At 72.8% G+C, this 23494-nt stretch carries 22 protein-coding genes; 10 read left to right on the top strand and 12 right to left on the bottom strand.

Going from position 1 to position 23494, the window contains the following annotated elements; genetic code table 11:
* Positions 1 to 159: 159 nt before the first annotated feature.
* Genes OG422_RS16180 through OG422_RS16155 form a run of 6 tightly spaced genes read left to right on the top strand, consistent with a single transcriptional unit; the run spans position 160 to position 7638 of the window.
* The gene (locus tag OG422_RS16180; RefSeq protein WP_405743476.1) at positions 160 to 2049 is read left to right on the top strand and encodes an amino acid adenylation domain-containing protein; all 1890 of its coding nucleotides are present in this window, start codon (positions 160 to 162) and stop codon (positions 2047 to 2049) included.
* Positions 2046 to 2990, top strand: a complete 945-nt coding sequence (locus OG422_RS16175) for a chlorinating enzyme (protein WP_405743475.1) — start codon at positions 2046 to 2048, stop codon at positions 2988 to 2990. Before OG422_RS16180 ends, OG422_RS16175 begins: the two co-directional genes overlap by 4 nt.
* Positions 2983 to 4242: an alpha/beta fold hydrolase gene (locus OG422_RS16170; protein ID WP_405743474.1), complete on the top strand. Its 1260-nt coding sequence runs from the start codon at positions 2983 to 2985 to the stop codon at positions 4240 to 4242. The genes OG422_RS16175 and OG422_RS16170 overlap by 8 nt, the downstream gene beginning before the upstream one ends.
* Positions 4239 to 5663: an FkbM family methyltransferase gene (locus tag OG422_RS16165; RefSeq protein ID WP_405743473.1), complete on the top strand. Its 1425-nt coding sequence runs from the start codon at positions 4239 to 4241 to the stop codon at positions 5661 to 5663. The genes OG422_RS16170 and OG422_RS16165 overlap by 4 nt, the downstream gene beginning before the upstream one ends.
* Entirely contained in the window at positions 5663 to 6499 is an 837-nt protein-coding gene (locus OG422_RS16160; protein WP_405743472.1) for a thioesterase II family protein, read from the top strand. The genes OG422_RS16165 and OG422_RS16160 overlap by 1 nt, the downstream gene beginning before the upstream one ends.
* Positions 6436 to 7638 carry an acyl-CoA dehydrogenase family protein gene (locus OG422_RS16155; RefSeq protein ID WP_405743471.1) on the top strand — a complete coding sequence of 401 codons (1203 nt, stop codon included), beginning with the start codon at positions 6436 to 6438 and terminating at the stop codon, positions 7636 to 7638. The genes OG422_RS16160 and OG422_RS16155 overlap by 64 nt, the downstream gene beginning before the upstream one ends.
* 310 nt (positions 7639 to 7948) lie before the next feature.
* Here the strand turns inward: OG422_RS16155 and OG422_RS16150 are convergent, their stop codons facing one another.
* The 6 genes from OG422_RS16150 to OG422_RS16125 all read right to left on the bottom strand — a co-directional run bounded on the left by OG422_RS16150 (position 7949) and on the right by OG422_RS16125 (position 13680).
* Positions 7949 to 9133 carry a lipid-transfer protein gene (locus OG422_RS16150; RefSeq protein WP_405743470.1) on the bottom strand — a complete coding sequence of 395 codons (1185 nt, stop codon included), beginning with the start codon at positions 9131 to 9133 and terminating at the stop codon, positions 7949 to 7951.
* Positions 9130 to 9609 carry a MaoC family dehydratase gene (locus OG422_RS16145; protein WP_405743469.1) on the bottom strand — a complete coding sequence of 160 codons (480 nt, stop codon included), beginning with the start codon at positions 9607 to 9609 and terminating at the stop codon, positions 9130 to 9132. The genes OG422_RS16150 and OG422_RS16145 overlap by 4 nt, the downstream gene beginning before the upstream one ends.
* Positions 9606 to 10682 carry an acyl-CoA dehydrogenase family protein gene (locus OG422_RS16140; protein WP_405743468.1) on the bottom strand — a complete coding sequence of 359 codons (1077 nt, stop codon included), beginning with the start codon at positions 10680 to 10682 and terminating at the stop codon, positions 9606 to 9608. Before OG422_RS16140 ends, OG422_RS16145 begins: the two co-directional genes overlap by 4 nt.
* Position 10683: 1 nt before the next feature.
* Positions 10684 to 11775, bottom strand: a complete 1092-nt coding sequence (locus tag OG422_RS16135; protein WP_405743467.1) for a bifunctional MaoC family dehydratase N-terminal/OB-fold nucleic acid binding domain-containing protein — start codon at positions 11773 to 11775, stop codon at positions 10684 to 10686.
* Entirely contained in the window at positions 11772 to 12929 is a 1158-nt protein-coding gene (locus tag OG422_RS16130; protein ID WP_405743466.1) for an acyl-CoA dehydrogenase family protein, read from the bottom strand. Before OG422_RS16130 ends, OG422_RS16135 begins: the two co-directional genes overlap by 4 nt.
* A 187-nt stretch (positions 12930 to 13116) precedes the next feature.
* Positions 13117 to 13680: a GNAT family N-acetyltransferase gene (locus tag OG422_RS16125; RefSeq protein ID WP_405743465.1), complete on the bottom strand. Its 564-nt coding sequence runs from the start codon at positions 13678 to 13680 to the stop codon at positions 13117 to 13119.
* Between the two features lie 424 nt (positions 13681 to 14104).
* Here OG422_RS16125 and OG422_RS16120 point away from each other — a divergent pair, with 424 nt between their 5' ends.
* The 3 genes from OG422_RS16120 (at position 14105) to OG422_RS16110 (ending at position 15563) form a co-directional block, all read left to right on the top strand.
* Positions 14105 to 14425, top strand: a complete 321-nt coding sequence (locus tag OG422_RS16120) for a hypothetical protein (RefSeq protein ID WP_143943571.1) — start codon at positions 14105 to 14107, stop codon at positions 14423 to 14425.
* Positions 14426 to 14521: 96 nt separating this feature from the next.
* Positions 14522 to 14791, top strand: a complete 270-nt coding sequence (locus OG422_RS16115; RefSeq protein WP_405743464.1) for a hypothetical protein — start codon at positions 14522 to 14524, stop codon at positions 14789 to 14791.
* Between the two features lie 340 nt (positions 14792 to 15131).
* Positions 15132 to 15563 (top strand): helix-turn-helix domain-containing protein, encoded by a 432-nt coding sequence (locus OG422_RS16110; RefSeq protein WP_405743463.1) that lies wholly within the window; start codon positions 15132 to 15134, stop codon positions 15561 to 15563.
* Positions 15564 to 15638: 75 nt separating this feature from the next.
* On the opposite strand, the gene OG422_RS16105 is transcribed toward OG422_RS16110, so the two are convergent.
* The 6 genes from OG422_RS16105 to OG422_RS16080 form a co-directional block, all read right to left on the bottom strand.
* Positions 15639 to 16241: a ClpP family protease gene (locus OG422_RS16105; protein WP_405743462.1), complete on the bottom strand. Its 603-nt coding sequence runs from the start codon at positions 16239 to 16241 to the stop codon at positions 15639 to 15641.
* Position 16242: 1 nt separating this feature from the next.
* Positions 16243 to 16881 carry a ClpP family protease gene (locus tag OG422_RS16100; RefSeq protein WP_143943567.1) on the bottom strand — a complete coding sequence of 213 codons (639 nt, stop codon included), beginning with the start codon at positions 16879 to 16881 and terminating at the stop codon, positions 16243 to 16245.
* Positions 16882 to 17116: 235 nt separating this feature from the next.
* Positions 17117 to 19504, bottom strand: a complete 2388-nt coding sequence (locus OG422_RS16095; RefSeq protein WP_405743461.1) for an ATP-binding cassette domain-containing protein — start codon at positions 19502 to 19504, stop codon at positions 17117 to 17119.
* Positions 19505 to 19682: 178 nt separating this feature from the next.
* Positions 19683 to 20096, bottom strand: coding sequence for a VOC family protein (locus OG422_RS16090; RefSeq protein WP_030288615.1), 414 nt, complete (start codon positions 20094 to 20096; stop codon positions 19683 to 19685).
* A 77-nt stretch (positions 20097 to 20173) separates the two neighbouring features.
* Positions 20174 to 20737, bottom strand: coding sequence for a helix-turn-helix transcriptional regulator (locus OG422_RS16085; protein WP_405743460.1), 564 nt, complete (start codon positions 20735 to 20737; stop codon positions 20174 to 20176).
* A gap of 65 nt (positions 20738 to 20802) precedes the next feature.
* On the bottom strand, positions 20803 to 21429 hold the full coding sequence (locus OG422_RS16080; protein ID WP_405743459.1) for a hypothetical protein: 627 nt from the start codon (positions 21427 to 21429) through the stop codon (positions 20803 to 20805).
* A 201-nt stretch (positions 21430 to 21630) separates the two neighbouring features.
* On the opposite strand from OG422_RS16080, the gene OG422_RS16075 reads away from it, so the two are divergent.
* The gene (locus OG422_RS16075) at positions 21631 to 22542 is read left to right on the top strand and encodes a phenylalanine 4-monooxygenase (RefSeq protein WP_405743458.1); all 912 of its coding nucleotides are present in this window, start codon (positions 21631 to 21633) and stop codon (positions 22540 to 22542) included.
* Positions 22543 to 23494 lie beyond the last annotated feature (952 nt).

Genomic DNA, 23494 nt, shown 5'->3' with positions numbered 1-23494 from the left:
ACGGTGTTTTCCGTGGGACGCACGGGATTACGGGGGCATTCAGGAAAGCGTTTTCCGGCCTTACCCTTCCTTGGCCTGCATGACCCCTTACGCGGGGTTGACGCTCGAAAATGCGAATGTCACTGTGCTGGATGTCGATTGCCGGGCGAAGGGTTACGCGTGAGCATATTCAGCGACCTGAACGACCCCAGGGGCATTCCCGAAGCAGCCCCTGACCAGCAAAGGGGCACTTCTCTCCAGGAAAGCGCACGGCCGGATCTGCCACCACAATCCGGCCTGACCGGCCTGTTCGAGGCGGTCGCCGCGGAATTTCCGCTGCGTACGGCGGTGACCGCGGCCGATGGTTCCCTCACCTACCGGGAATTGAACGAGAAATCCGACCTACTGGCCGGAAAACTTCTCGACGCCGGCACGAAAAGCGGGACCACGGTCGGGCTCCACACCCCCCGCACCACCGACCTGATCACCGGACTCCTCGGAATCCTGAAGACCGGCGCCGCATATCTGCCGCTCGATCCCGGATATCCGGCCCCCCGTATCCGCTGGGCACTTTCCGATGCGGAATGCCCGGTGGTCGTCGCCCCGCCGGACCTCGCCGCCGCCCTCGGCGACACGGGCGTCCGCACGGTGGACCCCGCGGCGGCGGACGACGGGCCGCGCCCGGCGCTGCCCCGCGTGCCGGACAGCGCCGCCGCGTACGTCATCCACACCTCCGGCTCCACCGGCGAACCCAAGGGCGTCCAGGTCGAACACCGCAACGTCAGCGGCCTGTTCACCGCCGTCCAGCCGTGGTTCGGGTTCGGCGCGGACGACGTGTGGACGCTGTTCCACTCCGCCGCCTTCGACTTCTCCGTCTGGGAGATCTGGGGCGCCCTGCTGCACGGCGGCCGCCTGGTCGTCGTCCCGCCGACCACCACCCGCTCCCCCGCCGCCCTCCACCGGCTGCTGCGGGACGAAGGTGTCACCGTCCTCAGCCAGACCCCGGGCGCGTTCGTCCGGCTCGCCGCGGCGGACGCCGGGCAGGAGCCGCTGACCGCGCTGCGCACCGTGGTCCTCGGCGGCGAACGCCTCGACCCGGCGGCGCTGCGGCCCTGGCTGGAGCGGTACGGCGACGACCGCCCCCAGGTGGTCAACATGTACGGCATCACCGAGGCGACGGTGCACGCCTCGTACCGCCCGATCCGCCGCGCCGACCTGGACGGGGCGGGCCCGAGCCCCGTAGGGGTGCCCCTGCCGGGGCTCGTCTTCCACCTACGGGACGCCACCGGCCGCCCGGTGCCCGACGGGACGCCCGGCGAGCTGCACATCGAGGGCCCGGCGCTGGCCCGCGGCTACCTGGGGCGGCCGGAGCTGACCGCCGAGCGGTTCGCCGCCGGTCCGCCGCGCACGTACCGCACCGGCGACCGGCTGGTGCGGCTGCCGGACGGCGGGTACGGCTACCTGGGCCGCGTCGACGACCAGCTGAAGGTGCGCGGCTACCGCATCGAGCCGGGCGAGATCGAGGCGCTGCTCGTCCGCCACCCGGAGGTGGACGCGGCGGCGGTCCGGCCGCACGACTACGGCGAGGGAGGTGACGACGTACGGCTCGTCGCGTACGTGACCGGCGCCGCCCGCCACCAGGACGATCCGGCGCCGCTCAGCGCCGAGTTGACCGCGCTGGCCGCCGCGGAGCTGCCGCCGCACATGCGGCCGTCCGCGCATGTCGTCCTCGACGCGCTGCCGCTGACCGCCAACGGCAAGACCGACCGGACGGCGCTCCCGGCGCCCGGCCCGGCGACCGCGCGCGAGCCGGAGCCCGAGGGGCCCGACGCGTCCTCCGGGGCCCGGATCGCCGCGATCTGGCGCGCCGTCCTCGATGTCGGCGACGTCCCGCCCGACGCCGACTTCTTCGACCTCGGCGGCACCTCCCTCACCCTGCTGCGCATGTTCGAACGGGTCAACGCGGCGTTCGGCACCGATCTGGACGTCACCGTCCTCATCGACGGGGCCACCGTCGCCTCCCTGACCTCGCACATCGATGCCGCCCGGACGACCGAAGGAGACGCATGACCACCGAAGCCACCCGGTTCGGCCTCAGCGACGAGGAACAGAAGAACTTCCACGCGCGCGGCTACGCGGGCCCGTTCACCCTCTACGAACCCGACGAGATCAAGCAGCGGTGGGGCCAGGAGCGGCTGCGGCTGCTGGACCGCAGCGCCGCCGTCTACCAGGACGAGGCGGCCGTCTCCGGCGGCACCAACATCGCCAACTACGACCGCCACCTCGACCAGGAATTCCTCGCCGACCACATCACCCGGCCGGAGATCACCGACCGGGTCGCGAGCATCCTCGGCCCCGACGTGCTGTGCTGGCGCTCGGAGTTCTTCCCGAAGTACCCGGGCGCCGAGGGCACCGACTGGCACCAGGCCGACACCTTCGCCAACGCCTCCGGATCCCCGCAGATCCTGTGGCCCGGCGGCTCCGACTTCGGCGGCACCCTCACCGTCTGGTGCGCCTTCACCGACGCCACCATCGACATGGGCTGCCTCCAGTTCATCCCCGGCACCCACCGCACGATGTTCTACGACGAGACCAAGCGGATGCACTACGACCCGGACCTCGCCGACGTCGAGAAGGGCGGCGTCCGCCGCGGCTTCTTCGGCTACGACTACCGGGAGCTGCAGATCGACCCGGACTGGACGCCCGACGAGTCGCAGGCCGTCTCCATGGAGATGCGCGCGGGCCAGTTCATCGTCTTCTGGTCGACGCTGATGCACGCCTCCCACCCGCACCTGGGCACCACCCGCGACATGCGGATGGGCTTCGTCGGCCGCTACGTCCCCACGTCCGTCCGCGTCTACCCGGACACCGACGCGATCGAGGAGTACGGCGGCCGGGTCGGCCTGGAGCGGTACGGCGCGGTGCTGGTGTCCGGCGAGGACCGCGAGGGCCACAACCGGATCGCCACCCACACCACCCGCAACCACCCGTTCCGGCGGCGCGATGTCTGAGCCGGGCGCCGCCGCCACCGGCCGTGGCGGCGGCCCCGGCGCACCGCCGGACACGGCCCTGCGCGAGCTGGCCACGGCGCTGAGGGACACCTCGTCGCTGATCTGCTCGCTGCCCGGCCCGGTACGCGTCGCACCGGGGCCCGGCACCGCGCCGTGGACGGCCGCCGCCGGGGACGTCCTGGACCGGCTCACCGGACGGCTCGGCCTGCCCGGCATCGAGGTCGTCCCGGACACGGCCGGGCTGTGGGCCGCCGAGGTGGCCGTCGGCCGGCGGCTCGTGCTCGACGCGTCCGCGCTGGCCGGGGCGGCCGACGCGCCACTGGCCGGGCCGGTCCGGGCGGCGTACGCGGGGCCGCCGGGCGAGCCGGTGGTGCTGCCCGCGTACGACGGCACCCCGCTGCGCGCCTACGCCGCCGGGGAGCCGGGCCGCCCGGCCGTCCTCGTCGTCGGCGCCTGCGGGATGCCGGTCGGTCTGGCCGCACCGTGGCTGCGGGCGCTGTCCGGCACGTACCGGGTGCTGACCTGGGAGAGTCGCGCGCTGTTCGCGCCGCGCGCCAAGGCGGGGCTGCCGCCGCTGCTCGGGTACGGCCTGGCGGAGCAGAGCAGCGATCTGCTGGCGATCCTCGACGGGTTCGGGGTGGCCGAGGCCCACGTCATGGGCGTGTGCGGCGGCGCGCCCCTCGCGCTGGCCGCCGCCGCGGCCTCCCCGCGGATCGCCTCGCTGAGCCTGTGGCACGGCGATTTCGAACTCGGCGGCGACGCACCCAAGACCGACCACCAGCGGGACGTGGCGGCGCTGCTGGCCAAGGCCGGGCAGGGGCTTCCGCAGGCCGAGGGGCTGTACCGGCTGCTGCGCCACCCCCGGTCCCTGGCGAAGCTGCGGCCGGACGTCGCCCACCATCTGGTCCACCCGTACGCCTCGCCCGAACTGCTGCGCCGCTACGGGCTGCTGAACGGCGCGATCATGACCACCGACTGCCGTCCGCTGCTGGCCGCGGTGGACCGGCCGGTGCTGGTGGTCACCAGCCCCGAGGACACCACCGCGCACCCGGACGGTTCGGTGCACGCCGCGCGGCTGCTGCGCCGCGCCGCGCTGCGGTGGCTGCCGCACGGCGACCACCTCACCGCCTTCGACGCCGGACCGGAACCGGTGCGCCTCGCCGAGGAGTTCCTGCGCGCGCACACGCCGGGCCACGCCCCTGACCGTCCCACCGCCCGTGACCGTTTCGGCGACCGGAAGGGCCGCTCATGACCGCACCGACCCACGGCGTCACCGACACCGCACGGGCCGCGCGCCCGGCGGACGCCGCCACCGGCGACGCGGTGGCGCGGGCCCTCGCCACGCACCCCGCGGTCGCCGCCACCACCGTCCGCGGCCCGTCCGGCCGCCGCACCGCGTATGTGGTGCCCGATCCGCGCCACGCCCCGCAGCTGCACCGCGCGGCGGTCGCCGGGACGGCGGCGCTGCCCGCCGGTCTGGAGTGGCACGAACCGGCCGACGAGCTGCGGCTGGCGGGCGTCAACCGCACCGAGTCCGCCTTCCTGTACCGCGAGATCGTCACCGACCGCGCCTATCTGCGGCACGGCATCGCGCTGCCCGACGACGCGGTGATCGTCGATGTCGGCGCCAACATCGGCATGTTCACCCTGCACGCCGCCCGGCCCCGCCCGCGGGCCCGGGTCCTCGCGGTGGAGCCGGTCGCCGAACTCGCCGCCGCCACCGCCGCCAACGCCGCGCTCTACGGCCTCGACGTCACCGTCCTGGCCTGCGCGCTCGGCGCCGTACCGGGCCGGGCGGAGCTGACGTACTACCCCGGCAACAGCGTGATGTCCGGCCGCTACGCGGACGCCGGGGAGGACCTGGAAGTACTGCGCGGCTATCTTCTGACCGGTGAGGGCGGCGGGGCGGGCGGACAGCTCGACCGGCTGGCCGCCGGGCGGATGGCGGCCGAGCGCCGCGGCTGCGCGGTCCGCACCCTGACCGAGGTGGCCGCCGAGGCCGGGCTGGACCGCATCGACCTGCTGAAGATCGATGTGGAGAAGGCGGAGGCCGATGTCCTGGCGGGCATCGACGAGACGCTGTGGGCGCGGGTGCGGCAGATCGTGCTGGAGGTCCACGACCTGGACGGCCGCCTGGCGCGGATCGTCGGCCAGCTGCGCGACCGGGGGTTCACCGTCGCCCACGACCAGGACCCGCGACTGCGGCTGACGCCCTGTCACAACGTGTACGGACGCCGCCCGGACGCCCGCCCGGCGCCCCGGGACCCGGCCCCGGCCGGGTCGCCGCTCGTCACGGCCCGCGCGCTCGGCGAGCGGCTGCGGGAGCATCTGGCCCGGTGCGCCCCTGACCTCCCGGCACCCGACCGGTTCGTGCTGGTCACGGAGGTACCGGAGGAAGAGGAGGACGTACCGGGCGCCGCCTCCCCGACGGCGTCCCGGGCGCCGTCCTCCCGTACCGCCGTCTTCACCGAGATCTGGACGGAGATCTTCGGTCCGGGCTCCGACCGCCCGGACGCGGACTTCTTCGATCTCGGCGGCGACTCCCTGACCGCGGTGCGGCTGCTGACGCTGCTGGAGGACCGGCTCGGCGAGGAGGCACTGGCCCCGGACGCCGTCTTCACCGACGGCACCTTCGCCGGGCTGGCCGCCGCCGTCGAGGCGTCGGGCCGCTGATGGCCGGGGGGTCCGCCGCCCGCTGGTTCCACCGTCCGCTGCCCCGGCCCGGCGCCCGGCTGCGGCTGGTGTGCCTGCCGTGCGCCGGGGGCGGCGCGGCGGCGTTCCGGACCTGGCCGGCGGCGCTCCCCGACGACGTCGAGGTCGTCGCCGTACGGCTGCCGGGCCGGGAGAACCGCACCGCGCAGCCGCCGTACGACCGGTGGCCGCCGCTCGTCGCGGAGCTGGGCACGGCGCTGGCCGAGGCGGTGGAGCCGCCGTACGTGCTGTTCGGGCACAGCCTCGGCGGGATGATCGGCTACGAGCTGACCGTCCGGCCGGGCCCGGCTCCGCTCCCGGAACGGCTGATCCTGGCGGGCTGCCGGGCGCCGCACGTCCCGCTGCTGGTGCCCGCCGTCCACGGTCTGCCGGATGCGGCGTTCGCCGAGGGGCTGCGGCGGCTGGCCGGGACGCCGGAGGAGGTGCTGCGCAATCCGGCGCTGCTGGCCCTGCTGACGCCGATGCTCCGGGCCGATCTGCGGCTCGCGGAGACCTGGCCGCCCGCCGGGACGCCGCCGCTGCCGGTGGCACTGACGACGTTCGGCGGCGCCGCGGACCCGATGGCGCCGCCCGCCGCGGTGGCCGGGTGGCGCCGCCACGCCCCGCTCGGGGTCCGCGCCCACCGGCTGCCCGGCGGGCACTTCTTCCCCCGGGAGCACGACGCTGCGTTCCTGCGGCTGCTCGCCGGGGAACTGCGCGCACCGCACGCCCGCGACGGGAGAGGAACCGCACCATGCGCTCCGTGTACTTCACCGACGCCCACGAGGAGTTCCGCGCCCGGGTCCGCGCCTTCCTGACCGCGCACGTGGCCCCGCACGCCGCCGCCTGGGAACGGGAACGGGCGCTGCCCCGCGCCCTGTGGCGGAAGCTGGGCGCGGAGGGCCTGCTGGGCCTGGCGCATCCGCGGTCGGCGGGCGGCGGGGAGCGCGATCTCTTCACCTCCGTCGTCTTCCTGGAAGAGTTGGGCCGCACCGGCTTCGGCGGGCTGCGGGCGGCGGTCTCCGTCCACGCCTACATGGCCACCCACTACCTGGCGGCGGCGGGCGGCCCGAAGCTGTGCGCGGCGTATCTGGCCCCGGCGGTGCGCGGCGAGAAGATCGCGGCGCTCGCCCTGACGGAACCGGGCGCCGGCGCGGACCTCTCCCGGCTCGCCACCACCGCCGAGCGCGACGGCGACCACTACGTCGTCCGCGGCACGAAGACGATGGTCAGCAACGGCACCGCCGCCGATTTCCAGGTGGTGGCGGTCCGCACCACGCCGCCCTCCGGGTCCGGCCGGCGCGGCGCCACCGGCCTCTCCCTGCTGGTGATCGACGCCTCGCTGCCCGGCGTCACGGCCCGTCCGCTGCCCACCCTGGGCTGGCGGGCAGCAGGCACCGCGACGGTGGAGTACGACGCCGTACGGGTCCCGGCGGACCGGCTGATCGGCCGCCTGGACAGCGGTTTCTACTACCTGATGCGCGGCCTCCAGCTGGAACGGCTGGTCGCCGCGGTGCTCGCGCTCGGCGGGATGGAACGGACCCTGGACGACGCCCGCGCCGCGGTGGCCGGGCGGGAGCTGTTCGGCGGCACGCTCGGCGCACTCCAGGCACCGCTGCACCGCCTCGCGGACCTGGCGACGGAGCTGGCGGCCGCCCGGCAGCTCGTCCACCACGCCGCATGGTGCCTGACGCAGGGCGAGCCGCCGGACACCGCCTGCTCGATGGCCAAGCTCCACACCACCGAACTGGCCTGCCGTATCGCCGAGGCCAATCTCCACCTCCAGGGCGCCCGCGGCTACCTCGACACCTCGGACGCGGCCCGCGCCCACCGCGACGCCCAGGCGGCGACGCTCGCCGCCGGACCGAGCGAGGTGATGCGCGACCTCATCGGCCGGTCGCTGCTCCGCCCGCCGTACGGCACGCCTCCCCCACAAACCCCCCAAAAATCTTCATAAGGGTCTTTTCACCCATGGGGGTGATGAGTATCATAAGAAGCAGCCTGCGGGGCGAGCGAGGGAGCTCGACCGGAGCGTATCCGCCAGAGAGGACGGTGATCCTCTCGAATATGCAAGGGCCGGGCTGAGAGGCCGGAAGGTCGGGGAGACCGGAAGGCGACCTCCAACACCTGATGCGGACAATGCCGCCGAAGGAAGCCCACCTCGCAGGTTCATGACGCCCGGAGCCGCGAGTCGGCGCCGGGCGCCGCCGCGTTTCGGCCCGTTGCCCCTCGGGCTGCCTGAGCTGGCCCGTCGAGCCCCGGACCCCTCACCCCCCGTCCCGCCCCAGGATCAGCCCCGACGTGGGCACCCCCGTACCCGCCGTGACGAGGACGTGGGCGGCATCCGCCACCTGATTCACCGCGCTGCCGCGCACCTGCCGCACCGCCTCCGCGATGCCGTTCATGCCGTGCAGATACGCCTCGCCGAGCTGGCCGCCGTGGGTGTTGAGCGGCAGCGCGCCGGCCGCGGCGAAATCGGCCGCCTCGCCGGGGGCGCAGAAGCCGAACTCCTCCAGCTGCATCAGGACGAACGGGGTGAAGTGGTCGTAGAGGATCGCCGCGTCGATGTCGGCGGGTGTGTGGCCCGAGGTGCGCCACAACTGCCGGGCCACGACGCCCATTTCGGGGAGCCCGGCGAGGCCGGACGGGTAGAAGTCGTCGCGGTAATAGCTGGTCATCTGTTCCTGGGCGCTCCCCGCACCCTGGGCCGCCGCCGTGATCAGCGCGGGCGGGCGGCGCAGGTCCCGGGCGCGTGCGGCGGTGGTGACGACGAGCGCCTGCCCGCCGTCGGTCTCCTGGCAGCAGTCCAGCAGCCGCAGCGGCTCCACGATGGGCCGGGACGCGGCGTGGTCGGCGAGGGTGATCGGGCGGCCGTGGAAGTACGCCGCCGGGTTGGTGGCCGCGTACCGGCGTCCGGTGACGGCGACATGGCCGAACGCCTCCGGGGTCAGCCCGTAGGTGTGCAGATAGCGCCGGGCGGCCATGGCGACCCAGGAGGCGGGGGTGAGGAGGCCGGGCGGGAGGTTCCAGCCGAGCGCGGCGCCCTCGGCGGACGGTTCGCGGTGCTGTACGCCGGAGCCGAAGCGGCGGCCGGAGCGTTCGTTGAAGGCGCGGTAGCAGACGACGACCTCGGCGATGCCGGTGGCGACGGCGAGCGCCGCCTGCTGGACGGTGGCGCAGGCGGCGCCGCCCCCGTAGTGGACGCGGGAGAAGAAGGAGAGTTCGCCGATGCCGGTGGCCTGGGCGACGGCGATCTCGGGGCTGGTGTCCATGGTGAAGGTGACGAGCCCGTCGACGTCGGACGGGGTGAGCCCGGCGTCGTCGAGGGCGGCGCGTACCGCCTCGGCGGCGAGGGTGAGTTCGCTGCGGCCGGAGTCCTTGGAGAACTCGGTGGCCCCGATGCCGACGACGGCGGCCCGGCCGCCCAGGGTGTCCGCGCGGCGCACGCTCATGGGGCGGCCGTCCCTCCGGTGACGGGCACCGTGAGGGTCACGGTGCCGGTGACGTGGTGCCCGAGGCCGTTCGCGCCGACCACCCGGATGCGTACGGTCCCGCCGTCCACCTCGGTCACCGTCCCCGTCAACTCCATCGTGTCGCCGGGGTGGTTGGGGGCGCCGAGGCGGATGGCGACCTTACGGAGGACGGTGCCGGGGCCGAAGTGGTCGGTGAGGTAGCGGCCGACGAGGCCGTTGGTGGTGAGGATGTTCATGAAGAGGTCCGGCGAACCCTTCGCGCGGGCGGCCTCGGCGTCGTGGTGCACGTCCTGGTAGTCGCGGGAGGCGATCGCCCCGGAGACGATCAGGGTGCGGGTGATCGGGATGCGGAGGGGCGGGAGGGTGTCGCCGGGAGCCGGGGCGGCGGGGGCGGTTCCGGGCGCGGGGCCCCCGGGCCGCCGGGCCTCGTACGGCCCCTCGTCCGCGTCGCTCATGCGGCTTCCTCCCCGTCGTCGGTGAGCAACTGCCCCAACTCTTCGAGGAGTTGGGCGCCCGATCCGAGGTCGGTGGCGAGCTGGCGCCCCCACAGGAAGTGCCGGTGGACGGGGTGGCCGAGGTCGGCGCCGAGGCCGCCGTGCAGATGCTGGACGGCGTGCACCACGCGGGTACCGGCCTCGGCGGCCCACCAGGCGGCGGTCAGGGCGTGCGGCGCGGCGCCGCGTCCGGCGTCCCGCCGCCAGGCCGCCTCGTACGCGGTGACCCGGATCGCCTCGGTGTCCAGATGCGCGTCGGCGGCCCGCACCAGGACGGCCTGGTGGGCGTCGAGCGGCTTGCCGAACTGGTGCCGCTCGGCGGTGTGCGCCACGGCCCGCGCGAGGGCGCCCGCACAGACGCCCGCCTGGAGCCCGGCGTGCGCGATCCGGGCGCAGGCCAGCACGTCCCCGTACGGGCCGGGGCCGACCGGGTCCGGGGCCGCGCCGAGCCGCTCCGCGGGGGCGTCGGTGAGGTCGAGGCGCCCCGCGGACCAGGGCGCGGTGGTCGCGACCGGCGTGACGGCGACACCCGGCGCATCGGTGCGCAGCAGCCACAGCTCCCGGTCCGCGTCGGGCACCAGCACCAGATCCGCGCAGGTCAGCCAGGGGACGACGGGCACGGTGCCGGTCATGTGGGCGGTGGGCCCGGCCGCCCGGGTGGCCCGTACGGCGGGCGGCTCGCCGGTCCCGAAGGCGCCGGTGGCGACGAGCGCGCCGCCGGTCAGGTCGGGCAGCAGCCGCGCCCGCTGCTCCGGCGAACCGTGCGCGGCCACCGCGAGGACGCCGTACGCGCAGGTCGCGGCGAGCGGCACCTGCGCGGTGGTCCGCCCGGCCTCCTCCAGCAGCAGGACCAGCCCGAGCAGCCCGGTCTCGGTGACGGAACCCGGCAGTCCGGCCTGGCTCAGGGTCTTCCACAGCGCGGTGTCGGCGTCCGTGCCCAGGGCCGTCAGCCGCTCGGGCGTGGACCGGTCGCCGAAGATCTCCCCGGCGAGCCCGGCCGCCGCCCGCTGCTCCCGCGTCGGCGTGAAGTCCATCTCAGCCCTCCTCCCCGGGCGCGTGCGCCCCCGGCTCCGCGCGGAACACCGGCAGCTCCCACGCCCCCTTCGCGTCCGTGACCTGCTGAAACTCCAGCCGTACCGGCATCCCGATCCGCACCGCGTCGTACCGGACGCCGGTGACGCCCGCGACCAGCCGCACCCCTTCGGCCAGCGCGATCAGCGCGACCGCGTACGGCGGGTCGAAGGCGGGGAACGGCGGATGGTGCAGGACGACGTACGAGTGGACGGTGCCGGTACCGGACGCTTCGACGGTGGCCCACTCCGGCGATCCGCAGCGGGCGCACCCCGGCAGCCAGGGCAGCCGGAGCCGTCCGCAGCCGCCGCACCGTTGGATCAGTAGCCGGTGCTCCGCGACGCCCGCCCAGAAACCGGCGTTGTCGCGGTTGATCACGGGGCGGGGGCGAGCGGGGGTCACCCCGGGGGATCCCTTACGGGGTGCGGGGGAGGGAGCGGGGGCGGGCTCGGGGGTTCCCTTACGGGCACCGGGCCCGGCCTCCGGCTCTCCCTTACGGGCCTCCGGCTCTCCCTTACGGGCCCCCGCCCCCGGCGCGTACTTCAGAATCCGAAACCGGTGCGTCCCCGCCGGAACGCCCCCCGCACGCACATCCATCCGCGTCGTGACGAAGTGCCCGCTCCCCAGCTTGGTGGACTTCCGCGGTGACACCGACTCGATGACCGCGTCGAAGGTGATCTCGTCGCCGGGCCGCAGCGGACGCAGATACTCCTGCTCGCAGTCGGTGGCCACGACGGCGGTGCACCCGGCGCCGTCCAGCAGCGCGAACAGTTCGTCGTACGCGGCCGACCGGCCCTCGTGCCCGGAGAGGCCGCCCATCGTCCACGCCTGGAGCATCGTCGGCGGGGCGACGGCGTCCGGTCCCCGGTACGCGGGGTGGGTGTCGCCCATCGCCTCGCACCAGTGCCGGATCATCGCCGCGTTGACCGGGTCCTTGCCTCGCCCGCCGGTCGCCGCGGGCCGCCCCTCGAACTCCTTGAGCCGCGCGTACAGCTCGCCGTCACCGCTGGTCCCCGCCGTTTGCGGCGCGCCCCGCGCCTCGTCCCCACCGTTCACCGCCGCCCCCTCCGCATCCCCAGCCGCATGGTCGCGACCAGCTCCCGCTGGATCTCGCTCACCCCGCCGCCGAACGTGTTGATCTGCGCCGCGCGGTTCATCCGCTCCAGCACGCCGTCCCCGAAGGCGCCGGGCGATCCGGCCCGGATCAGCGCGGCGTCGCCCACCGCCTCCTGGCACAGCCGGTACACCTCGACCGCGCTCTCCGTACCGGCGAACTTCACCCCGGCGGCATCGCCCGGCGCGAGCGTCCCGGCACCGACGTCGCCGACCAGCCGCCAGTTCAGCAGCCGGGTTGCGGAGAGCCGGGCGTACGCCTCGGCCAGCCGGGACCGCACCCACGGGCGGTCGGCGGGCCGCCGCCCGGTCGCCGGATCGGGCGTGCGGGCATGGGCGAGCGCCGCCTCGTAGACGTCCTCCGCCTGCATCCCGATGGCGGCGAGCGCGACCCGTTCGTGGTTGAGCTGGTGGGTGATCAGCCGCCAGCCGGTGTGCTCCGCGCCGACGAGGTGGTCGGCCGGGACCCGCACGCCGTCGTAGTACGTCGCGGTCGTCGTCAGCCCGCCGACCGTCTCGATCGGCGTCCAGGAGAAGCCGGGCGCGTCCGTCGGTACCAGCAGCAGGGAGATGCCCCGGTGCTTGGGCACGTCCGGGTCGGTGCGGCAGGCCAGCCAGATCCAGTCCGCCTGCTGGGCGTTGCTGGTGAAGATCTTCGACCCGTCGATCCGCCAGTCGCCGCCGTCGCGCACCGCGCGGGTCCGCAGCGACGCCAGGTCGGTGCCCGCCTCCGGTTCGGTGTAGCCGATCGCGAAGACGATCTCGCCGCTGAGGATGCGCGGCAGGAAGTACGCCTGCTGCCGCTCGGTGCCGTACGCCATCAAGGTCGGGCCGACGGTGTTGAGCGTGACCATCGAGACCGGCGCGCCCGCCCGGTACGCCTCGTCGAAGAAGACGAACTGTTCGTCGGGACCGCGCCCCTGCCCGCCGAACTCCCGGGGCCAGCCATGACCCAGCATGCCGTCCGCGCCGATCCGCCGTAGCACGGCCCGCTGTGCGGTGGCCTCGTCGGGCGGCCCGTCCGGCATCAACTCCCGGAAATACGCGCGGAGTTCGGCGCGCAACTGCTGCTGGCGTGCGGTGGGCGCGAGATGCACGTCGACGGCCTCCCCTTCGGGGCGCGGACGGTGGCGGGGCACGGCGGACGCCGGGGGCGGATGGCGCGCGGAACTGCACCCTCAGCGTTTCTGACTCTCCGTCAGAAACGCTGAGGGTGTCAAGAGTGCGCCCACCCGGGGCCACCGGCCCCCTGGGACCGGGCCCTCGCGGCCACCGGCCCCCGCCTCACACCTCGCCGGTCGGCTCCCCGGCGGTCGTCCCCCAGGTCGTCGGCTGCCCGTCCGTCGGCTCCGCCACCTCGATGACCAACTCCGGCCGGTCCCACGGCACCGCCGGTGGCCGGGCCGGAACCACGCCCACGGACCAGGCACCGACGCTCCGGTAGAACCCCTCCGCGGGCGGATGGGAGACCACCCGCACCCGGGCGAGACCGGCCCGGCGGGCCTCCTCCCGCAAGTGGGCGATGAGCCGCCGCCCGATGCCCAGACCCTGTGCCTCGTCGGCGACGAACAGCAGGTCCAGCTCGGGCGGATCGAGCACCAGCGCGTAGAACCCGAGCACCCGCCCACCGGCCCCGTCCGCCTGGCCCGGTTCCTCCGCGACGAAGACCCGGTGCGTCTCGATGTAGTCGGGCCCGACGCGGTACCCGGCGACCATCGACGCGTACGGGCCCTCGTACGCACGCGAGTTCCGCACCAGGCGGGTGAGGCGGCGGGCGTCCCGGGCCGCCGCCCGCCGTATGGTCACCGCGCCGGACCGCCGTCCGCCACCCTTGTTTCCACCGCTCACCGGGCCCACTCCCCCACCGCTCACTTTCGGCCTTCCGGCGTCTTCGAGCCGGTCAGAACCGCTTCCGCCGGTCTCTTTCACAGAACCGATTCCGCCGTTCCACCGTACCGCCCCCGAACAGCACCGGAACCGATCCGTCCAGGGCAAACCCCCACCCGTACCGACTTTCCGCGAGGCCGCCGTCCGGCGCATTCTCCCCGAACACGTACGAAGAATTCCGATGCCGCTGAACACCCAGGCGAATACTGCCGCCGACACTCCGCTAAAAACACCTTTACGCCCCCTCCCCTCAGCGATCCGGGAATTTCCGCAAGAGGCCGGGGAACGCCATCTCGACACTCTCGGCCAAAGCTCTCACGCGCCATTCCGCCCCCCGGCCACCGGTAGTTTCCTGGTCCCCACGAACCAACTCAGGGGGGTTTGCATGACCACCGGAATCAGAGGCTGCGACAACCAGTCGAACTCCTACGTCTCCTTCGTCAACCAGGAGCACCCCGGAGACAGCACGTCGGTGAGTCCCCGGACGTACAGCGACGCGTACGCCTGGATCTCGCAGCACAAGGACAGGCCGCTCACCGTCCAGACGGGGCGGGGGCACTGCATCCTGTGGGACGACGACTGGAAGGTCAAGGGCCAGTGGGACGACGGTAACGGGGAGTTCGTCCTCGCCAACGTCGAGCACAGCCCACAGGATTACCGCATGACGGTCAGCATGACCGGCGACATCTCCCTTTCCCCGGTCTGATCCCCATCCCGCGGGCGGAACGGCCGGCCGACCACCTGCCGTTCCGCCCGCGCCGGCAACACCGCGCACGCACCGGCCGCGAAAGGGAGACGCACCGTGTCCATGTCGGACTGGAAAATCAGTAACTCCAGCGAGAACAACACGGGAAACTGGGTGTACTACGTGTGCACCGTCCTCGTGCAATTCGCCAACATCCATTTCAGTCGGCACGTCGACAATCCCGCCAATGATCACATGGCGACCAACGACAATCAGTATTATTACTATGGCGTCACCGGCACCTTCAACACCGCCGCCCAGCACGCCCCGCAGGCCGTCCGCGACGCCCTCGTCCAGGCGTGGAACAACTACTTCTCGGTCCGCTGATCGCTCGCCGACGGCCGATGCTGCTGTCCACCGGGAATCCGGCGGGCAGCGGCATCACCGCGTCGGGGCGCCGCGCCGGCCTCAGACCGCCGCGCCGGCGGGCGCACCGTCCGCCGCGCCGGATGCGGCGGTCGGGCGGACGCGGTCGGGCGGCCCTCCCGGCCTACTTCGCCGCCCGCGGCACGACCGTCTCCAGGATCTCCCGTCCAGCACAGTGCCGACGGTCCCGCCGCGGCCCTCCGGCCCGTCCCCGGGAGCACCGCCGCGGCCACCGCACCGCTTCACCCAGGGCGGAACGCCGCTCCCTTCCCCCGGCGCCCCGGATCCCTAGGCTGAACGGGTGAGCACTCATGCGCGGAACGAAGCCCACGTCATCCCCCTGCATCCGCGGCCCTCGCCGCCCGGTTCCGGCGGGGCGGCCCCCGCCCGGCAGCGGCCGGCGGGAGCCCCACAGCCACCCGCGTCGCCGGACCCCCTGTGGCGAGACCTCGTCGGCCATGCGCTGCGGCGCGAACGGCTGGCCCAGAACCGCACGTTGAAGGAGGTCGCGGAGACGGCACGGATTTCCATGCCGTACCTGTCGGAGCTGGAGCGCGGCCGCAAGGAAGCCTCCTCCGAGGTGCTCGCGGCCGCCGCCCGGGCCCTCGGGCTCGACCTCGCCGGCCTGCTCTCGCTCACCCAGGACGAGCTGGCCCGGTATGTCCGCAGCCGGGTGGGCCGGGGCCGCACCTCGCCCACGGCGCGGCACAACGGCCTCGACCTCGCCGCCTGACGGGCCGGCGGCCGGTACGGCGGGGCGCAGCGCACCACCGCCGTACCGGTCGGCTCGTCGGCCTCCCTCGCGAGGTCAGGCGAGCGCGAGCCGGCGGCTCAGCACCTCGTCGGCGAGCCCGTAGGCGACGGCCTCCTCGGCGGTGAGCACCTTGTCCCGGTCCATGTCCGCGCGGAGCGTCGCCACGTCGTGATGCGTGTGCCGGGACAGCACCTCCTCCGCCTGCGCGCGGATACGGGCCATCTCCTTGGCCACGAGGCCGAGGTCGGAGACCGTCCCCTGCCTGCCGCCACTGGCCGGCTGGCCGAGCAGCACCCGCGCGTGCCGCAGCACGAACCGCCGCCCGGGATCCCCGCCGGCCAGCAGCACCGCCGCCGTCGACGCCGCCTGTCCGACGCAACAGGTGGAGATCGGCGCCCGCACGTACGTCATCGTGTCGTAGATCGCCATCAGTGAGGTGAACGAGCCGCCGGGCGAGTTGATGTAGAGCGAGATCTCGCTTTCCGGGCTCGCCGACTCCAGGTGCAGGAGTTGCGCGATGACCACATTGGCGACCCCGTCGTCGATCTCGGTGCCGAGGAAGATGATCCGCTCGTTCAGCAGCCGGCTGAAGACGTCGGAGGACCGCTCGCCCTGCGTGGTCCGCTCGATGACGTAGGGAACGGTGTACGAGCCCATGTCACAGCCCCATCCGTCGGCGCGACGTGGTCGGGCGGATCTCGGCGAGCGACTCCACCAGCCGGTCGACCATCCCGTACTCCCTGGCCTGCTCGGCCGTGAACCAGCGGTCCCGGTCGCTGTCCCGCACGATCGTCTCCTCGCTCTGCCCGGTGTGCTCCGCGGTGATCCGGGCGAGGGTGTCCTTGGTGAACTGGTGGTTCTCCGCCTGGATTTCGATGTCCGCGGCGGTGCCACCGATGCCCGCCGAGGGCTGGTGCATCATGATCCGCGCGTTCGGCAGCGCGAACCGTTTGCCGGGCGCCCCCACGGTGAGCAAGAACTGGCCCATGCTGGCGGCGAACCCCATCGCCAGCGTCGCGACGTCGTTCGGGATGAGCCGCATGGTGTCGTAGATGGCGAGGCCCGCGGTGACCGACCCGCCGGGGCTGTTGACGTACAGGCAGATGTCGGTGTGCGGGTCGTCCGCCGACAGCAGCAGGAGCTGCGCGCACACCCGGTTGGCCGACACATCGTCGACCTGGGTGCCGAGGAGGACGATCCGCTGGGCGAGCAGCTGGGTCGCAAGGTGGTCGTCGAAGCGGCTGGGCGGTGTGTCGCCGTCCTCCGCGCGGGGCGGGAGGGTGGTGAGTGGGGTCATCTGGTCTCCTCGTCGAGGCAGGAACGCCGTCGACTCCACTCTTGGCCCCGGAAGCTCCCCGGATACCGTTTCTCTGCCCGCCGCAGATTCGCCACGGGCAGAGGCGACGACCCCCTCCCTACCTGACGCCCGCGCTCCTCCTGCTCAACGGCGTACCACTTCCCACCTGCGGCGAGGGGTTGGGGGCCACGGGACGGTTCCGGCGGGCGCGACCGGCCCCGTGGCACCGTGCCCGTCACTCCCCCACGTACGCCGCCAGATGTTCACCGGTGACGGTGGAACGTGCGGCTATCAGGTCGGCCGGCGTCCCCTCGAACACCACCCGGCCACCGTCGTGCCCCGCCCCGGGCCCCAGGTCGACGATCCAGTCCGCATACGCCATGACCGCCTGGTGGTGCTCGATGACGATCACGGACTTGCCGGAGTCGACCAACCGGTCGAGCAGCCCGAGGAGTTGCTCAACATCCGCCAGGTGCAGGCCGGTCGTCGGCTCGTCCAGGACGTAGACGCCGCCCTTGTCCGCCATGTGCGTGGCCAGCTTGAGGCGCTGGCGCTCGCCGCCGGAGAGCGTGGTGAGCGGCTGGCCGAGGGTGAGGTAGCCGAGGCCGACGTCGGCCAGCCGCTCAAGGATCTTGTGCGCGGCGGGAGTTCGCGCCTCCCCTTCGGCGAAGAACGCCAGGGCTTCGGCGACCGGCATGGCCAGCACCTCGGCGATGTCCCGTCCACCGAGGTGGTACTCCAGGACCGCGGCGTCGAAGCGACGGCCCTCGCAGTCCTCGCAGGTGCTGGCGACCCCGGCCATCATCGCCAGGTCGGTGTAGATCACCCCGGCGCCGTTGCACGTCGGGCACGCGCCCTCGGAGTTGGCGCTGAAGAGCGCCGGTTTGACCCCGTTGGCCTTGGCGAACGCCTTACGGATCGGGTCGAGCAGACCCGTGTACGTCGCCGGGTTGCTCCGCCGCGACCCACGGATCGGGCTCTGGTCGACGGAGACGACGCCCAGCTCCTCGGGGATCGAGCCGTGCACCAGTGAACTCTTGCCGGAGCCCGCAACGCCGGTGATCACGGTGAGCACCCCGAGCGGAAGGTCGACGTCCACGTCCCGGAGGTTGTTGGCCTGCGCGCCGCGGATCTCCAGCACACCGTCCGGTTCGCGCACCGCCCCCTTGAGCGCGGCGCGGTCATCGAGGTGGCGCCCCGTGACCGTGCCGCTGCCGCGCAGCCCGTCGACCGGCCCCTCGAAACAGACCGTGCCGCCGCCCGTACCGGCACCGGGCCCCAGGTCGACGACGTGATCGGCGATCTCGATGACCTCCGGCTTGTGCTCGACGACCAGCACCGTGTTGCCCTTGTCGCGCAGCCGCAGCAGCAGCTCGTTCATCCTTTGGATGTCGTGCGGATGCAGCCCCGCGGTCGGCTCGTCGAAGACGTAGGTGACATCGGTGAGCGACGACCCGAGGTGGCGGATCATCTTGACGCGCTGCGCCTCACCGCCCGACAGCGTGCCCGCGGGCCGGTCCAGGGACAGATACCCGAGCCCGATCTCGACGAAGGAATCGAGGGTCTGCCGGAGCGCGGTGAGCAGCGGGGACACGGAGGGTTCCTGCACGTTCCGGACCCAGTCCGCCAGGTCCCGGATCTCCATCCGGCAGGCGTCCGCGATCGAGACCTCCCCGATTGTCGCGGACCGGGCGTGCGCGGCGAGCCGGGTGCCGTCGCACTCGGGGCACGGCGTGAAGGTGACCGCCCGCTCCACGAACGCCCTCACATGCGACTGCATCGCCTCCTTGTCCTTCGCCAGCATCGACTTCCGGATGCGCGGGACCAGACCCTCGTAGGTCATGTTGATCCCCGCGATCTTCATCCGGGTCGGCTCGCGGTGCAGCAGATCGTGCAGTTCCCTCTCGGTGAACTCCCGGATCGGCTTGTCCGGGTCGAAGAAGCCCGACTCCGCGTACAGGCGCGAGTTCCAGCCGCCGCCCGTGTAGCCGGGGATGGTGAACGCCCCCTCGTTGACCGACTTGGTGTCGTCGTAGAGCTGCGCCGGATCGAGGTCGGAGACCGTGCCGCGCCCCTCGCAGCCCGGACACATCCCGCCCACCTTGTGGAAGGTGACCTTCTCCTTCTTGCCGTTCCCCACCGTGATCGCGCCCGCCGCCGACACCGACGGCACATTGAACGCGAACGCCCCGGGCGGCCCGGCGTACGGCTTCCCCAACCGGCTGAAGAGGATCCGCAGCATCGCGTTGGCGTCGGTGACGGTGCCGACCGTGGACCGCGGATCGGCGCCCATCCGCTGCTGGTCGACGCTGATCACGGTGGTCAGCCCGTCCAGCACATCGACCTCGGGCCGCGCCGGACTCGGCATGAAGCCCTGAAGGAACGCGCTGTACGTCTCGTTGATCAGCCGCTGCGACTCCGCCGCGATCGTGTCGAACACCAGCGAACTCTTCCCCGACCCGGACACCCCGGTGAACACCGTGAGCCGCCGCTTGGGAATCTCGATGTCGACGCCCTGGAGATTGTTCACGCGCGCACCGTGCACCCGGATCATCTCGTGGCTGTCGGCGATGTGCGGGGCGCGCGCCTGCCCATCGGCCCTGGCGTCCGTGCTGGTACTCATGCTGCTGTTCTCCGTCTGTGAGGTGGGCGAGGTGTCCGGGAGGGGCGGGGTGTCCGGGAGGGGCGGGGGGACGGGCGGGGCGGGGGGACGGGCGGGCCGGGCCCTCCTCGGTACGGGTACGGGTACGGGTGCGAGGGCGGGTACGGGCGAATCCGGTACGGACGCGAGCGCTCCGGGGCTACGACCGCGCCTGGGTGAAGCGCAGCATGTTCCCGGCCGGGTCCCGGAAGGCGCAGTCCCGGACGCCGTACGGCTGGTCGACCGGCTCCTGGAGCACCTCGCCGCCCGCGGCACGGATCCGCTCGAAGGTGGCGTCGCAGTCGTCGGTCGCGAAGATGACCCCGCGCAGCAGCCCCTTGGCCAGCAGCTCCGCCATGGCCTGCCGGTCGGCGGGCGACGCGTTCGGATCGGCGAGCGGCGGTTCGAGGACGATGTTCACCCCCGGCTGCGACGGCGACCCGACGGTCACCCACCGCATCCCCTCGAACCCGACATCGTTCCGCACCTCCAGCCCCAGCACATCCCGGTAGAAGGCGAGCGCCCGGTCGTGATCGTCCACGGCGATGAAGCACTGCGAAAGCGTGATGTCCATGCGCCCGACGCTACGGTCCGGCGCCCGGATCCGCTTCTCCATTCGTGACGGGTTCCTTCGGGGCCGCGGGGGCCGGATTACGGGGAGCGGGGGCGGGGGTTCCGGGTTCCGGGGCCTTCGGGGCGGGCAGCGGGCCCGGCAGCAGCGGCTCCGGCATCGGCATCGGCATCGGCGGATCCGGTCCGGGCGGCGGCAGCGGCTCCCGCACCGGCGGCCGCGGCCTTTCCGGCATCCCTCCTGACCGACCGCACCGGCCGGGTCGGCCGCGTAAATATCTTCGCGATGCACGGCGGTACCGCGGCCCCCGCCTCATGGCTACGGGCCCGGTAGGCGCTCGGGCTCTCCCCCACCAGCTCCGTGAAGCGCGAGCTGAACGACCCGAGCGACGTGCACCCGACCGCGAAACAGACCTCCGTCACCGACAGATCCCCCCGCCGCAACAGCGCCTTCGCCCGCTCGATCCGCCGGGTCATGACATACCCGTACGGCGTCTCCCCGAAGGCGGCCCGGAAACTCCGCGAGAAATGCCCCGCCGACATCAACGCCACCCGCGCCAGGGCCGGTACGTCCAGCGGCTCGGCGTACTCCCGGTCCACCAGATCCCGCACCCGCCGCAGCCGCACGAGCTCATCCAACGTCATGGATCCAGAGTGGCACGGGGCACTGACAACCGACCGGGACCGGAACGGCACAGGCCGGGGCGCACTCACTCCACACACGGAGGCGCGACGGGCAACTGCTCGCCATGGAGCCAGGTGAAGGTGCGGTTGGGTTCGAGGCGGGCGTCCCCCCAGTGAATGGCGTGGATGCCATCCTCCGCATTCGCCGTGAAGAACAGACACACCAACCTCGTGGCGGCCCCCAGCTCCTCAAAGGTCTCGTGCAGTTCCTCGTACTTCTCAGGCTTCTGCTCCTCGCCGAGGGGGAACAGCTCGCCATCCGGCTGCGGCCCGTGGGCCAGCAGCAGGCGTCGGCGCGTCGGGGAGGCGTCGGCGGCCAGCCGGGCACGGGCGAGCGGGCGGGAGCGGTTGGCGTACTTGTAGGGGAAGAGCAGGCACTCGTTGACCACGGCGTACTCGTAACCCCGTACATCGCGCACGGCCTCGCCAACTTCCAGCGCCGCATCCGTCAGGTTCTCGCGCACAGCCTCAGCCAGGGTGCTGCCGTAAGGGCTGCGCTTTTTCACCCTCGCCTTGAGGTGAGCCGCATGCGCCCGCGCATGGGCCCTGGCCAACGCCTCCGGAACCACCGCCGCGAGCCGCCCCGCATGGCGCCCGAACCTTTCCACCGCCCACTTCGACGGCGCACCCCGACCGCCACCCACCCCAGACATGCAGAGCCCCCTCCCCTGTCGCCCACCTCCGACCTGTGTGACAGGCCCACCGACCACCGACAAGAGAGCGATCCAGCCACGCACCCGGCAGGGGCGGCCCCGCACCCGGCACGCCCGGCGCCCCCGCCCCGGGCTGCACACGGCACCGAATCCTTTGCCCGGCCCCACCGGCCGGGGAGGATGCCCCCTGTGATCGATTGGTTGAGCCAGACCCCACTGGACCCGAACGGTTCGCGTCTCGGACGCGCCGAGGACCACCCCTCGTTCGCCGATCGTGCCTACGTCAGCCGCCGCAACGCGATCGTGGCCGCGGCCAAGAGCCACCGCGTCGGCGCCCCCTCACCCCCGATCGCGTACGACGACGCCGAGCAGGCCGCCTGGCGCACCGTGCACGCCGCCCTCACCGAGGCACAACAAGGACGCGTGTGCCAGGCGGTGCTCCAGGCACGCGAGACGGCACCGATCCCCGCCGACCGCATCCCGCAGCACGAAGAGGTCTCGGACCGCCTGGAACCACTGACGGGCTTCCGCTTCACCCTCGCCGGCGGAACCGTCCCGAACAAACGATTCCTGGGCACCATGGCGGACGGCTACTTCCACGCCGTCCAGTACGTCCGCCACCCCGCGATGCCGCTCTACACACCGGAACCCGACATCCTCCACGACGTCTTCGGCCACGGCATCCGCCTCTCCGCCCCCTGGTTCGCCGACCTCTACCGCACCGTCGGCCGCGCCGCCGCCCGAGTGCGATCAGCCGGCGCCCTGGACCTGATCAGCCGCGTCTACTGGTTCACCCTCGAATACGGCCTCGCCTGGGAACACGGCCGCCCGAAGGCGTACGGCGCCGCCCTCCTCTCCTCCTACGGCGAACTGGCCCGCTTCCCCCAAGCCGACATCCGCCCCTTCCACCTCCCGGACCTCGTCCGCCTCCCGTACCAGGTGGCGGGCTACCAACAGGTGCTGTTCGCAGTCGACTCCCTGCCTCACCTGTCCGAGGTCCTGCACGATTTCCTTGACGACTTCGACGAGGAGACCCGGGACCGGCATGGCTTGCCACCCCTGGTGGAACGGGGATTCATGGCACGGCCGGAAGCCTCCGCGTCGACGGGCTGACGGGCTCCGTCCACGCCTCGTCCACACGGGCCGCGTCAGCGCTCACAGCACAGAGCGCGCCCAACAGCCGAGGAGGGGCCCGGACTTCTCCGGAACCCCTCCCGCACCACGGGGAACAGGAATCCATGACCGAACCATGCGGCCGAACCGCACGGTCCGCCCCGGAAGTTCTCGCACCGTAGGGCTGCCTCCCAGACCTTGCCGTCGAGACACACAACGAAGAAGGTCCCCTCCTCATACGAGGAGGGGACCTTCTTCTTCAGAGCGCCCGGCAGGCCTTGCACCTGCATCTCCCACCGGTTGGTGGGCATCTTTCCTTGGACCACAGACGCACGCTCCACCCGCCGTTCCCGGGGGCGAAGTTGCACCATGATCATATCGGATCCGCGGGCCGTGAACGTCACCCGGCACCAACCGACGCCCCGTCCGTGAACGTCACCCGAAACCACCCCGGGCGCACCTGCCCCAACCACCCGCGAGATCGCCATCTGACAGCGAGCGGGAACGACGAAAGCCCCCGACCGGGATCTCCCCGGTCAGGGGCCTTCTCGCTCTGCTGAACCGCGGAGGCTGTGGGATTTGAACCCACGGTGAGGGATCACCTCACGACAGTTTTCAAGAGCGCTGCGCTCCCCACGACGAAACGAGCTCTTACCAGGCGCGGAGCGCCGACAAGGTCCGCCGGCATGTCGTTCTTGGCCAGAGGTTGGCCGCAAGCCCCTCGCCCTGGGTGGGCTATCTGCTGCCGCGATGTGGCGAGTCCGCGCCGCTCGCCGACCCTTGAGACGTTGCCTCGATACACAGCAACTTTCGGCCAGCACGGAGAGTTTCATTACTGCTCGGTATATAACTAGGCCGCATGATCGCCCGGAAGACGGCGCGATGTCGGTCGCGCCGCTCCTCCAAGGTTCCGGTGATCTTGCCTGTCGCCTGCCAGTCGAGGTCGATAGTC

It is taken from the genome of Streptomyces sp. NBC_01525 (assembly GCF_045040405.1).
Lineage (GTDB): Bacteria > Actinomycetota > Actinomycetes > Streptomycetales > Streptomycetaceae > Streptomyces > Streptomyces benahoarensis.
The sequence above is the reverse complement of the archived record's forward strand: the minus strand, read 5'-3'. Positions and strand labels throughout refer to the sequence as shown.

What these genes read in the sequence shown, in the direction of transcription:
- OG422_RS16120 (WP_143943571.1), top strand. Translation starts at nt 14,105, where the DNA reads ATGACCACCGGAATCAGAGGCTGCGACAACCAGTCGAACTCCTACGTC.
- OG422_RS16140 (WP_405743468.1), bottom strand. Translation starts at nt 10,682, where the DNA reads ATGGACTTCACGCCGACGCGGGAGCAGCGGGCGGCGGCCGGGCTCGCC.
- OG422_RS16100 (WP_143943567.1), bottom strand. Translation starts at nt 16,881, where the DNA reads ATGACCCCACTCACCACCCTCCCGCCCCGCGCGGAGGACGGCGACACA.
- OG422_RS16080 (WP_405743459.1), bottom strand. Translation starts at nt 21,429, where the DNA reads ATGTCTGGGGTGGGTGGCGGTCGGGGTGCGCCGTCGAAGTGGGCGGTG.
- OG422_RS16085 (WP_405743460.1), bottom strand. Translation starts at nt 20,737, where the DNA reads ATGACGTTGGATGAGCTCGTGCGGCTGCGGCGGGTGCGGGATCTGGTG.
- OG422_RS16155 (WP_405743471.1), top strand. Translation starts at nt 6,436, where the DNA reads ATGCGCTCCGTGTACTTCACCGACGCCCACGAGGAGTTCCGCGCCCGG.
- OG422_RS16160 (WP_405743472.1), top strand. Translation starts at nt 5,663, where the DNA reads ATGGCCGGGGGGTCCGCCGCCCGCTGGTTCCACCGTCCGCTGCCCCGG.
- OG422_RS16105 (WP_405743462.1), bottom strand. Translation starts at nt 16,241, where the DNA reads ATGGGCTCGTACACCGTTCCCTACGTCATCGAGCGGACCACGCAGGGC.
- OG422_RS16095 (WP_405743461.1), bottom strand. Translation starts at nt 19,504, where the DNA reads ATGAGTACCAGCACGGACGCCAGGGCCGATGGGCAGGCGCGCGCCCCG.
- OG422_RS16090 (WP_030288615.1), bottom strand. Translation starts at nt 20,096, where the DNA reads ATGGACATCACGCTTTCGCAGTGCTTCATCGCCGTGGACGATCACGAC.
- OG422_RS16165 (WP_405743473.1), top strand. Translation starts at nt 4,239, where the DNA reads ATGACCGCACCGACCCACGGCGTCACCGACACCGCACGGGCCGCGCGC.
- OG422_RS16150 (WP_405743470.1), bottom strand. Translation starts at nt 9,133, where the DNA reads ATGAGCGTGCGCCGCGCGGACACCCTGGGCGGCCGGGCCGCCGTCGTC.
- OG422_RS16145 (WP_405743469.1), bottom strand. Translation starts at nt 9,609, where the DNA reads ATGAGCGACGCGGACGAGGGGCCGTACGAGGCCCGGCGGCCCGGGGGC.
- OG422_RS16170 (WP_405743474.1), top strand. Translation starts at nt 2,983, where the DNA reads ATGTCTGAGCCGGGCGCCGCCGCCACCGGCCGTGGCGGCGGCCCCGGC.
- OG422_RS16175 (WP_405743475.1), top strand. Translation starts at nt 2,046, where the DNA reads ATGACCACCGAAGCCACCCGGTTCGGCCTCAGCGACGAGGAACAGAAG.